The 11,007-nt window shown below is 68.1% G+C and carries 10 protein-coding genes; all 10 read right to left on the minus strand.

What is annotated here, in order from left to right:
* Nucleotides 1-359: 359 nt before the first annotated feature.
* A complete protein-coding gene (locus VI078_09800; protein ID HEY5999575.1) occupies nucleotides 360-1,865 on the minus strand; it encodes an ATP-binding protein in 1,506 nt (501 codons plus the stop codon).
* 12 nt (nucleotides 1,866-1,877) lie between these two features.
* A complete protein-coding gene (locus tag VI078_09805) occupies nucleotides 1,878-2,714 on the minus strand; it encodes a 4Fe-4S binding protein (protein HEY5999576.1) in 837 nt (278 codons plus the stop codon).
* Nucleotides 2,715-2,751: 37 nt separating this feature from the next.
* Complete coding sequence (locus VI078_09810; GenBank protein HEY5999577.1) at nucleotides 2,752-2,877, minus strand: hypothetical protein; 126 nt, start codon at nucleotides 2,875-2,877, stop codon at nucleotides 2,752-2,754.
* A gap of 35 nt (nucleotides 2,878-2,912) precedes the next feature.
* Nucleotides 2,913-4,085 carry a redoxin domain-containing protein gene (locus tag VI078_09815; GenBank protein ID HEY5999578.1) on the minus strand — a complete coding sequence of 391 codons (1,173 nt, stop codon included), beginning with the start codon at nucleotides 4,083-4,085 and terminating at the stop codon, nucleotides 2,913-2,915.
* 10 nt (nucleotides 4,086-4,095) lie between these two features.
* Nucleotides 4,096-4,776 (minus strand): cytochrome c3 family protein, encoded by a 681-nt coding sequence (locus tag VI078_09820; protein HEY5999579.1) that lies wholly within the window; start codon nucleotides 4,774-4,776, stop codon nucleotides 4,096-4,098.
* Between the two features lie 12 nt (nucleotides 4,777-4,788).
* Complete coding sequence (locus tag VI078_09825; protein HEY5999580.1) at nucleotides 4,789-5,793, minus strand: tetratricopeptide repeat protein; 1,005 nt, start codon at nucleotides 5,791-5,793, stop codon at nucleotides 4,789-4,791.
* Between the two features lie 26 nt (nucleotides 5,794-5,819).
* Nucleotides 5,820-7,148, minus strand: coding sequence for a cytochrome c3 family protein (locus tag VI078_09830; protein ID HEY5999581.1), 1,329 nt, complete (start codon nucleotides 7,146-7,148; stop codon nucleotides 5,820-5,822).
* 104 nt (nucleotides 7,149-7,252) lie between these two features.
* On the minus strand, nucleotides 7,253-8,311 hold the full coding sequence (ccsB, locus tag VI078_09835) for a c-type cytochrome biogenesis protein CcsB (protein ID HEY5999582.1): 1,059 nt from the start codon (nucleotides 8,309-8,311) through the stop codon (nucleotides 7,253-7,255).
* Nucleotides 8,312-8,607: 296 nt separating this feature from the next.
* Nucleotides 8,608-10,089 (minus strand): cytochrome c biogenesis protein ResB, encoded by a 1,482-nt coding sequence (locus tag VI078_09840; protein ID HEY5999583.1) that lies wholly within the window; start codon nucleotides 10,087-10,089, stop codon nucleotides 8,608-8,610.
* A 154-nt stretch (nucleotides 10,090-10,243) separates the two neighbouring features.
* Complete coding sequence (locus VI078_09845; protein ID HEY5999584.1) at nucleotides 10,244-10,669, minus strand: cytochrome c3 family protein; 426 nt, start codon at nucleotides 10,667-10,669, stop codon at nucleotides 10,244-10,246.
* Between the last annotated feature and the right edge of the window lie 338 nt (nucleotides 10,670-11,007).

The following is an 11,007-nucleotide window of genomic DNA, read 5'->3' on the forward strand; positions in this document are numbered from 1 at the left end:
TGGATGCGCTGCAGAGAATCCGGCTACTGCGCGAACTTCGATACGTTTCTCCCCTCCGCGGCAGCCGGCGAACGGACCGTTGCGGGGGGGGAATGATGCTGGCAACCCAGTTTGCCGCGACGTCATCCACGTTCCCGCCAACTGCCGTTGGCGCTCCTGCCAGAGCCGGCCTCAAAACTTGATGCGCCCGCGAAGCGTCCTCCGCTCGGGAGGACGTTGCGGATCCGTTACAATCCATACGCAAAAGGAAATGTGATGTCAATCACCTTTTTTTGCTACATTCTGACTACATCAGTCGGACACCGGACAACCCTCCCCGGCAGAGGGGCCCTTGGCGGTCGGCGCGGGCCAGAGCGGCCCTAGGCCTGCAGGCGCGTCTCGACGACGGGGATGCGGACGGTAAAGGTCGTGCCCTTCCCCGGCTCGCTGGCGACCGAGATCGTGCCCCCGCCCTGCTCGACGATCTTGCGGGTGATCGACAGGCCGAGGCCCGTCCCCTGGGTGCGGGTGGTGAAGAACGGGCTGAAGATCTTGTCCCGCACCTGCGGCGGGATGCCGACGCCGGTGTCCGCGACGACGACCTCGATCTGGCGCACCCCGCCGGCGCCCTCCGCCTCCTCGCGCAGCGACGTGCGCAGCTCCAGATCCCCGCCCTCGGGCATGGCCTGCACGGCGTTGAGGATCAGGTTGAGGAAGGCCTGCTCGAGGTGCTTGCCGTCGGCGAGCGTCCGCGGCAGCCCCGCCGCGAACTCGCGCCGCACCCGGACCTTGGTGCGCGCCGGGTTCGGCAGGGCGATGAAGCACGCGCGGTCGAGGACCTCGTTGAGATCGACCGGGCTCGCCTCGCCCTGCAGCGGCTGGGCGTAGTTGAGCAGGTCGCGGATCGTCTTGTCCATGCGCTCGCTCTGGCGCAGGATGTGCCCGGTGACCTCGCGGCGCGGGTCGTCCGGCGGAAAGCCGTCGGCGAGCACCTGCACCGCGCCGGAGATTCCCGCGAGCGGGTTCTTGATCTCGTGGGCCACGCTCGCCGCCAGCTCGCCGATGCTCGCCAGGCGCTCGGCCCGGATGAGCTGCTCGGTGTGGTAGCGCTCGACCGCGCGCTGGCTCTCGTCGAGCCGCTCGATCATCGAGTTGAGGCTGCGCCCGATGCTGCCGATCTCGTCGCGCCGCGGCGAGAGGGCGCGCGCCGAGAGGTCCCCGCCCTCGGCGCGGCGCATGACGGCCACGAGCGTCGAGATCGGGCGGTTGACCTGGGTCGCGAAGATGATCGAGGTCGAGAGACCGACGACCGCGATGATCGCCACCGCGGAGCTGGCGAGGAACCGGCTGTTCTTCGCGACCTTCTCGTCGGTCTTCTTCATCGAGAGGCACAGCTCGAAGATCGCCAGCACGTCGCCCTTGGTGCGGTGGCAGCCGCGGCAGTCCGGCTCGTTGCGGATGGTCTCGACCATGCAGAACGCGTTGTAGCCGTGCCCGCCGAGGTACGGCATGCTCGGCACCCCGGCCTTGAAGATCTCCAGCCCGATGTCGTCGATGGTCAGGCCGACCTCGCGCTTGTCGCCCGAGCGGGTGACCTTGCCGTCCTCGTCGAAGATGCGCAGGCTCTCGATGTCCTCGACGACCGCGATGCGCTCGAAGATCCCCTGGACGTCCTTGGCGCAGTCCCCGCGCATGTCGTGGCGGATGCTCTTGACGATGGCGTGGGTGAGCACCGCCGCCTGGTCCTTGGTCGTCTCGATGAACTGGCGGCTCTGCGCCTCGATGATGTACCAGTAGGTGCCGCCGACGCCGACGACGAGGATGAAGGTGATCAGCGCCGCGATCCGCGCGCGGAGCGAGGAGAACCAGCGGACGCGGTTCGGCACGGGCAGCCCCGCCTACGGGCCGGTCCGCGCCGGGGCGGGTAGTTCAGGCGCGCCCGCGGGCAGCGCCTGGAAGACGGTCTTGTACTCCACGCAGGGGCACCCCGTGCACTCGAGGCAGCGGATGCAGTCGACCGAGCGCTCGTTCTGCCAGATGCTGATGTCCATCGGGCAGTTTTCGCGGCAGCGGTCGCAGCGCGTGCAGCAGGAGTGGTCGACGCGCATCTGGTAGAGGCTGAAGCTGTTGAAGAACGAGAAGATCGTCCCCAGCGCGCAGAAGACCCGGCAGAAGGGGCGCTTGGCCGTGGCGGACCAGGCCACGAACAGCGAGAGCAGGCCGAGCTTGATCCAGAAGAACTTCACGAGCATCGAGCGGATGTTCTCGTCGAGGAAGGAGAAGGGGAGGCCGGCGATGAGGATCCCGTCCGGGCAGAGCTTGGAGAACCAGGGCTCCTGGAAGATGTAGGTGATGGTGAAGACGAGGCCGGCGAGCACGACGTACTTGAAGTAGGTCAACGCCTTCGGAATGGAGAGCTTCACGGTCCGCACCTTGTAGAGCAGGTCCTGGAAGAAGCCGAAGGGGCACATCCAGCCGCAGCACATGCGCCCCACGACCGCGCCGATCGCGGCCAGATACCCCACGACGTACGCGGGCACCGCCTGGCCGACGATGACGAAGTGCTGGAGCGTGCCGATCGGGCAGGCGAAGAGCGCGCCCGGGCAGGCGTAGCAGTTGAGCGTCGGGGTGCAGTACTCCTTGAGCGAGCCCTGGTAGATCGCGCTGTTGGCGAAGCCCAGGTAGTAGCCGTTCTGGCCGAAGGCCACCAGGAGCTGGAGCAGCCGCCGCTTCATCCGACCTGAGGAGTCACCCGACTCCTATACAGCTGAGTCAGACAAGGGTGGCGTTGAACAGCGTCTCGCCGATCTGCTCGGCGAGGACGCCCCAGGCGAGGACGCCGGCCGCGAGGGCGACGGCCACGATCGCCAGCGTTCTCTCCAGGACGGTCCGCTGCATGGGGCTGTTATTCGCGCCGCGGGGACGAGGGCGCCCTAGACCTCATCCCCGGTCGAAGGGAGGTTCATCAGGATCTCCACCGCCCGGCGCAGGTCCTGCGACGCCCCCTTGAGGTTCCCGGTCGCCTCCGAGCCGAGCCCGCGCCGGAAGTACGTGCCGGCGTCCAGCGGGTTGAGCTCGAGCGCGGCCTTGAAGCGCGCCTCGGCGTCCGCGGCCTTCCCCTGCTTTGCCAGCGCGAGCGCCAGGTTCGAGACCGCCGGCGTGTAGGTCGCGTCCAGGGCGACGGCCTTCTCGAACGCCGCCGCCGCCTCGTCGACCTTCTCCTGCTGCAGCAGCGCCTCGCCATACCCGGTCTGCGCCGCGACGCTCGCCGGGTCCACCGCCAGCGCGGCGCTGAAGTGCTCGGCGGCCTTCGCGGCCGCCTCCGGCTTGTTCTTCGCCAGCAGGAGCTGGCCAAGGTAGACCCGCGGCGCCGCGTACTTCGGGTCGGCCGCGGCGGCCTGCTCGAACTGGTCGGTCGCCTTGTCGCGGTTGCCGCGCTGGAGCATCGTGCGGCCGAAGTTGAAGTGCCGCAGCGCCTTCGCGTCCGGCTTGAAGACCGGCTTCGCGGCGACGGCGTCGGCCTTGGGCGCCTCGCGCAGGCCGAGGAGGACCTCCACCGCGCCCGTGATCTCGCTGCCGCTGTCGCGCAGCCAGCTCGCGGTCTCGTGCACCATCTTCCCCTCGGTGTCGACCAGCGCCGTCGAGGGCGTCGCGACCACGCCGAAGGCGTTGTACGTCTCCAGGCCGGTGTCCACGACGAGGGGGAAGGTCAGCTTGAGCTTGTCCTTGAGCGCATCGATCTGGCTGCGGTCGTCCGGACCGAGGCTGACCCGGTTGACGTTGACGCCGACCACCCGCAGCCCCTTGGCGCCGTACTGCTCGTGCAGCTTCTGGGCCGCGGCGAGCGCGGGCTCCGAGCGCGGGCTCCAGGTCGCCCAGAAGACCAGCAGCGTCGCCGGCTGCCCCTTGAGCTGGGCGAGCGTGTACTCGTTCCCCTCGGCGGTCTTGAGGGCGAACTCCGGCACCTCCATGCCGGTCTTGAGGTACTTGAAGGCCGCGCCGGCCTGCGGGATGGCGAACGTCATCGCGAGCAGCGCCGCGAGCGCCGTCAGCGCCGTGGCCGCGGTGCGCCGCGAGCGGTGGGTCGGGTGCACGTCGTGCAGCATGGATCCCTCCTTAGCGCAGCAGGTACTGCTTGTCCGAGCTGTGCGGGTCGTGACACTCCGGGCAGCGCTTGTTTCCGCTCTTCTCGATGTGGGTCTTGCTGTTCGTCTGCGCGTGGCACTGCACGCAGAGCGCGCGCACGTTCATCACGAGGAACTTCGGGTTGCCCGACCCGTGCGGGTCGTGACAGGTGCTGCACTGGCCGGTGCCGAGCGGGCCGTGCAGGCGCTTGCCGCCGGTCTTGGGGTCGTGGCAGTTGTTGCAGAGCTTGGCCTCGCTCACGGGGAAGGTGCGGCCCACCCCCTGCGGATGGCAGGATTTGCAGTCGCCCTCGGCCACCGGCGGGTGGTAGCGGAAGACGCTCGCCGGCTGGTCCTTGGGGGCGTAGGTGTAGACGATCTTCTGGCTCTCGTCGCCGGACTTGACCAGCACCGTGTTCTCGCCGGGCACGAGCGGCACGCTCACCGTGAACGCCTTCCCCGACTGCTTCGCGCCCTCGACCCGCTTGCCGTTGAGCGAGACCTCCAGGTTCGAGACCGCCCCCGTGCCGATGAGGGTCACCGGGGTGCTGCCGAGCACGGCGTTGCCGGGCGGGACCACGACGTGCAACTCGGCGCGCGCCGAGCGGGCAGCCAGGACGCCGACGAGGCAGGCGGCCAGGGCGGTGGCGGGGAGAAGCGTTCGGCGTCCCATACGGTGGTTCTCCTACTGGTTGCCAAAGAGGCGCTTGAGCGCCAGCTTGTAGTTCTCGACGGCCAGGTTCAGGTCGCCCTTCTTCTCGTAGGCCTTGCCCATCTCGTAGTAGACCTTCTCGGGCTTCGGGTTGAGCTTGAGCGCGGCCTGGAAGAACTCGAGCGCCTTGTCGGTGTCGCCCTTCTTCGCGTGCGCCATGCCGAGGCCGACCTTGGCGTCGTTGCTCGTCGGGTCGCACTTGATGACGTACTCGAACTCCTTGATCGCCTCGTCGACCTTGCCGTCCTCGAGGTAGACGTGCCCGAGCAGGATGTGCGCGTCGCAGTAACCGGGGTCGACCTTGAGGATCTCCTGGAGCTTGGCGACCGCCTTGTCCTTCATGCCCCGCTCCATGAGCACCATGGCGAGGCCGTACATCTTCTTGGCCTCCTTCTCCTCGGCGCTCGCGACCGGCCCCTCCTGCGGGCGGATGGCCAGCTCGGCGTCCTCGGCCTTCTTCTCGCCGAGGGCGACCAGCGCGTACTCGCTGGTCTCGATCTCCAGGTCGAACGGGGCGAGGTTCACCTCGTGGATGACCGTCCCGGCCTTGTCGACCCAGACCGTCGTCGGCAGCGCCTTGACGCCGAGGGTGCCGTAGAGCTCCTCGGTGCCCATGAGGATCGGGAACGCGGCGCCCTCGGGGTCGGCGAGGGCCTTGGCCTTGTCCGGGGCCTCCTTGCCGAGGTAGATGCCCAGGTAGACCACGCCCTTGTCCTTCGTCGCATTCCAGCTGCGGCCGACGCGCTTGAGGGCGTTGGCGGTGTTGACCCCCTCCTTGAAGAGGATGATCACCCGCGCCGGGCCCGGCTCGACCTTGACCTCGGCGCCCGCGGTGTCCTTGAGGGTGAAGGCCGGCAGCTTGTCGCCGACCTTGACCTTCTCGAAGCCGGCGGCCGGCGACGCGAGCGCCAGGGCGAGGGCCCCGGCCAGGGCGGCGGCCGCGTGGAGCGTCCTGCGGATCGTGACTGTGGCATTCATCTCGCGTCCCTCCCCCCAGTGCGCCCCTAGTACTTGACCGGGCTCTCGCGGTCGTAGGTCATCTCGCGGTGGCAGCCGACCACGCAGTTGCCGCCGGTCGCGAGCTTCGTGAACTTGACCGGCAGCTGCCAGCCGCCGGAGCCGAACGGGACCTTCTCGCGGATGTGCTTGTCCTGGTCGCCCGCGTGCATCTCGTGGCAGGCCTTGCAGGAGCGGCCCTTCTTCTGGTTGACGTGGAAGTAGTGCAGGTTGCGCCCGCCGTTGCGGAAGCCGGTGAGCGTCGTCGTGACCTCGGTCAGGGCCATGTCCTTGTTGTGGCAGTCCCAGCAGATGGCGTAGTTCTCGGTCTTGTACTCGATGTAGAACTCCGGCGGGAAGAACTTCTTGAGGATCTTCGTGTAGTTCGAGCCGTGGGTGTCGTGGCAGGCGTAGCAGTCGTCCTGCTGGACCGGCCCGTGCAGGCTCTTGGAGGCCAGCACGCGCGAGCCGATGTCCTTGTGGCAGCTGTAGCAGATCTGCTTGGTCGAGAGCTTGAGCTGGCGCACGTAGTCCGAGGAGTGGGGGGTGTGGCACTGCGTGCAGACGCCCTGCTTGAGCGCCTGGTGCTGGTTCGTCGCGGCCTTGACGTGCTCCTGGACCTTGGTGTGGCAGGAGTAGCAGAGCGCGATCGGGTCGTTCTTGAGCAGGAACTTGTAGGCGCCGCTGTGCGAGTCGTGGCAGGTCGCGCAGGACTCGGTGACCGGCTTGTGCACGCTCTTGCGCGTGAACTCCGCCTTGCGGTCCTCGTGGCAGAGGAAGCAGAGCGTGTTGCCCTCGGCCTCGAGCTGGAACTTGTAGTCCGAGGCGTGGGGGTTGTGGCAGACGTTGCAGTCGCCGGCCGCGACCGGCCCGTGGAGGAACTCCTTTGTCGTCTTGTTGTTCTCGTGGCAGGAGAAGCACAGCGCCGAGGTCGTCGGCTTGCGCATCTGGAACTTGGCGTCGGACTGGTGCGGGTCGTGGCAGGCGATGCAGTCGCCCATCGCCACCGGGCCGTGCACGAACTTGCCCTGGAGCTTCTTCTGCAGCGACTCGTGGCAGATGAAGCAGAGGTCCTTGCCCTTGGCCGCGATGGTGAAGCTGGCCGCGTTGTGCTTCTCCGGCGTGTAGCTGGCGCGCGTGCGGTGGCAGGCCGTGCAGACGCCGGCGCCGATGGGCCCGTGCACGTACTTGGCCTTGCCCATGCCGGGGTGGCACTTCTCGGAGAGGCAGTTGTCCCCGCCAGGCGCCTGCGCGCGGGCGGGGGCGGGCGCGGCGAGCGCCAGCGCCAGTGCGGCGATGAGAGCGACGAGCGTGCGGTGCGGCCAGGTACCCTGCATTTCACCAGCCTCCTTTGCGCTGCGGACCCCTCTGCTGCGAATCCCCGATTCCCCTCGTGTGTCCCTTCGCGCCGCGGGATCCTTCCCCGCCTGCCCCCACCCCCCTAGGCGTAGCTGTGGAGGCCGGAGAGGACGAAGTTCACGCCGATGTAGGTGAACACGACCGCCGCGAAGCCGATGACCGAGAGGATCGCGGTCTTCTTGCCCCGCCACCCCGCGGTGAAGCGCGCGTGCAGGTAGGCGGCGTAGATCAGCCAGGTGATGAGCGACCACGTCTCCTTCGGGTCCCAGCTCCAGTAGGTGCCCCAGGCGTAGTTGGCCCAGGCGGCGCCGGTGACGATGCCGATGGTCAGCAGGGGGAAGCCGACCATGACCATCTTGTAGCTCAGGTCGTCGAGGATCTTCATCCCGGGGAAGAGGGCGGCGATGCGGTCGTGGTACAGCGTGCCGACGTACCAGAAGAGCGCGAAGATCGCCGCCGCGGCCAGCCAGGAGACCACCTTCACGCCGGCCGCGGGGCTCGCGAACGAGGCTGCGAAGAGGTGCGGCTGCGCGGCGCCGGCGACCTTCTGCACGATGAAGTCGAGCGCGGTGGCCGCGATCAGCGTCATCATCGTCACGAGGCTGGCCATGCCGACGATGTAGGGCACTTCGTTGCGCTTCTCGGCGGCGAGGATCAGGTACAGGACGCTCACGCCAAACGAGATCGAGAAGGCCGCGTAGCCGAGGAAGCTCGTCATGACGTGCGCCGCCAGCCAGTTGCTCTGCAGCGCCGGCACCAGCGGCTCGATCTCCTGGGAGATGTTCGGGGCGATCGAGATCGAGGCGATGGCGAGGAAGCCGAGCGGGGCGGCAATGACGCCGAGGCTGCGGTTGCGGTAGACCCGCTCGAAGATCAGATAGATCATGATGATCGACCAGGACCAGAAAACCATCGACTCGTACATGTTCGACAGCGGCGGGATGTTGCCGAAGCCCGTGAGCACGGTCTTCTCGTACCAGCGCATCCCCAGCGCCACGGTCTGGGCGACGAAGCCGAGGGCGGTCACCCCCGTGGCGGTCCAGCCGACCTTCGTGGAGCGGAAGCTCAGGTGGGCGATGTAGATCACCGACGCCACCAGGTAGCAGACCATCGAGGTGTTGAAGAGCATCGAACTGTTCATCTGATCCCGGGCCCTCTCGTTCCTCTTTCCAGACGCCGCGTTACGCGATCGTCACTTCTAGCACATCCCAGGTGCGCCCGCCAGCCCCCACGTCCGCGCGTGACGCGCGGACCGGCGGAGGCAGACATGTCACCGGCCTGTTTCTTCGCCGGCTGTTGCCCATGTCAGGCCGTGTTGCTCGGATCACGCATCCCCCCCCGTCCGCCTCAGTTCCTCGCGAGCGAAGCCAAGCTGTTTCCTTCGGTTGCGATGCCCGCTACTCTGCTGGATCCGCGCGTTCGCGCGGATCTGGCCCCTCAGGCGCGGGCCTCGGCGAGCGCCTGGACCGCGTCCCCGAGCTTCTCGAACTCCTCGCCGAAGGTCTCGCGGTTCTTGTTGGCGTTGCCCGCGAGCGCGACCGCCGTCGCGCCGCCCTCCTCGCGCAGGCGCACCCAGACGCGCCGGTGCGAGACGAAGAAGGCGAACCAGAGGCCGAGGACCATCAGCGAGCAGCCGGTCCAGATGACCCAGACGCCCGGGTCGTGGACGACCTGCAGGCCGGTGTACTGGAGGCTCTCGACGTTCGTGAAGGACAGGTCCAGCGGCAGATCGCGCGCCGTCTTGAGGTCGGGGCGCAGCTTGAAGAGGTACGCCACCTGCGTCCGGCCGTCGGGGAGGAGCACCCCGACCTGCGCCACGGGGTTGCGCGGCTGGTTGGAGCGGCTCGTCGGCTGGCGGTTCTCGTCCATGGTGAAGTCGGGGTAGATCCGCTGGAGCTGGACGCGCACCTGCGTGCCGGGGACCTCCTGGGGCGTGCGGTCGGTGAAGCTCAGGTCGTGCGCCGCCCCGCTCTTCGGGTCCACGGCGCGGATCGTCGCGGTCAGGCCGCGCCCGGTGTCGCCGTAGCTCGACTGGTAGAACCAGATGCCCTTGTACTTGAGCGGCGAGTTCACCTCGATGCGCTCCTTGAGCACCTCGCGACCGCCGTCGACGACCGTCAGCCGGCTGTAGAAGTCCTTCGGGCGCGATGAGCCGGGGTAGTAGTCGACGTTGAAGTCGTCGCAGCGCACCTGGAACGGCAGGCGCGCGGTCTGGCGGCCGCCGCGGGGCATGTACTCGTCGGTGGTCTCCCCCTCGACGATGTTCATCGCACCCTTGAAGCCGTAGAGGCTGCCGAGGATGCCGCCGATGAAGATGATGATGATCGAGAAGTGCGTGACGTAGATGCCGAGGCGACTGTAGGCGCCCTTCTGCGCGAAGAGGTGGCGCGCGCCGTCGCGCTCGCCCTCGCGCACCCGGTAACCGGCCTTGGCCAGGATCCCCGACACGGCGGCGGCGGCCTCCGCGGCGGGCTGGCGCAGGGAAAGCGCCCGGCGGTTGGGGCTGTTCTTGAAGCCGGCGTCCTCCAGCTCGACCTTGGGGCGGGCCATGATCCGCCAGGTCGTGGGCAGGCGCTTGAGCGAACAGACGATGAGGCTGACGCTCAGAACGCTCAGCAGCGTGTAGAAGTACCAGGTGTGATAGAGGTTGAAGAAGCCGATCTTCTCCGCGACGTCGTAGGCGCGCTGGGCGCGCCCGGCGTCCCCGAAGAACTGCTGGAGAAGGCGCAGGTTGTCCTCGACGTCCCCGATGTTCTCCTGCTGCAGGACGGTGCCGATGATCGAGATCGTCGCCAGCAGGATCAGGGTGATGACGGCGACGTGCACCGAGCTGAAGAACGTGACGAGGGGCGAGTACCAGGAATTCTTGGGGGCCGCAGACTCGTCGGCGGCAGCGGGGGTCGGGGTTTCTTGCACCACGGCGGGGTCGCTCTCCTTCGCGTCCGGTTCCGGACAGCAATCACGGCCGGTCGGGCAGCCCGACCGGCCGTGACCTCACTTCATTCCCCGCGTCCGGTGCCCGCTGCGGCCGTCGCCGGCCACCGCGCGCCCGGTGCGGTCACAAACTACAAGGCTACTCGGCGCCGCCGTGGCAGGCCTTGCAGCTCGTCGGAGCCTTGGCCGCCTGGGCCGCCGCGTCCGTCTTGTGGCACGCCAGGCACAGCCCTTCCTTGTCGTGGATCATCTTGTAGGTGTCGAGCTGCTTGTCCTTCGCCTCCGGACCGTGGCAGTCGAAGCAGAGCTTCGCGGGCGTGCCGCCGGCCTTGAGCTCCTTGTCCTGGTGGTGGCACTTCGTGCAGCCGAGCTTCTCGCCGTGCACCTTGTGGTTGAAGGTGACCGGGCCCTTCGCCTTCTTGCCGTCCTTGAGCTTGCCGGCCGGGAACTTGTCGGCGGGCTTGTCGAGGGTCAGCTTCCCGTCCGCGCCGATGGCCGCGTAGGCCGGGACGACCGCGAACGCCGCGAAGATTGCGAGAACAGCGATGACGATACCCTTCTTCATTCTGTTTCCCCCCTTTCTTTGTTTGGTTAACGCGTATCTCCCTGACTGGAAAAACCCGTCCTTCATACACCCCCGCCGGTGGGGTTGTCAACCGCTGCCGCGCCCCGGGCCGGCGCCCTGTCTCTGGGGGGAAGACACGGGCCGCGCCGGCAAAGTTCCCGCGGACACAAGCCCGCGGGTCACGCCGGCGCGGGGCCGCCCAGCGCCCGGCACCACTCGGTTTCGGCGACCGCGCCGGCCCGCAGCTGCGTCACCGCCCCGGCGGCGTCGACGTCGAGGAGCGTCGAGGGCGCCGAGGGCGGCAGCACGCCCGCGTCCACGAGGACCGCGACGTCGCC

Source organism: bacterium, from assembly GCA_036524115.1.
GTDB lineage: Bacteria > JAUVQV01 > JAUVQV01 > JAUVQV01 > DATDCY01 > DATDCY01.

Bases quoted from the DNA above. Each gene is read 5' to 3' on its own strand.
- VI078_09805 (HEY5999576.1), bottom strand. From the start codon at position 2,714: ATGAAGCGGCGGCTGCTCCAGCTCCTGGTGGCCTTCGGCCAGAACGGC.
- VI078_09810 (HEY5999577.1), bottom strand. From the start codon at position 2,877: ATGCAGCGGACCGTCCTGGAGAGAACGCTGGCGATCGTGGCCGTCGCC.
- VI078_09815 (HEY5999578.1), bottom strand. From the start codon at position 4,085: ATGCTGCACGACGTGCACCCGACCCACCGCTCGCGGCGCACCGCGGCC.
- VI078_09820 (HEY5999579.1), bottom strand. From the start codon at position 4,776: ATGGGACGCCGAACGCTTCTCCCCGCCACCGCCCTGGCCGCCTGCCTC.
- VI078_09825 (HEY5999580.1), bottom strand. From the start codon at position 5,793: ATGAATGCCACAGTCACGATCCGCAGGACGCTCCACGCGGCCGCCGCC.
- VI078_09830 (HEY5999581.1), bottom strand. From the start codon at position 7,148: ATGCAGGGTACCTGGCCGCACCGCACGCTCGTCGCTCTCATCGCCGCA.
- ccsB (HEY5999582.1), bottom strand. From the start codon at position 8,311: ATGAACAGTTCGATGCTCTTCAACACCTCGATGGTCTGCTACCTGGTG.
- VI078_09845 (HEY5999584.1), bottom strand. From the start codon at position 10,669: ATGAAGAAGGGTATCGTCATCGCTGTTCTCGCAATCTTCGCGGCGTTC.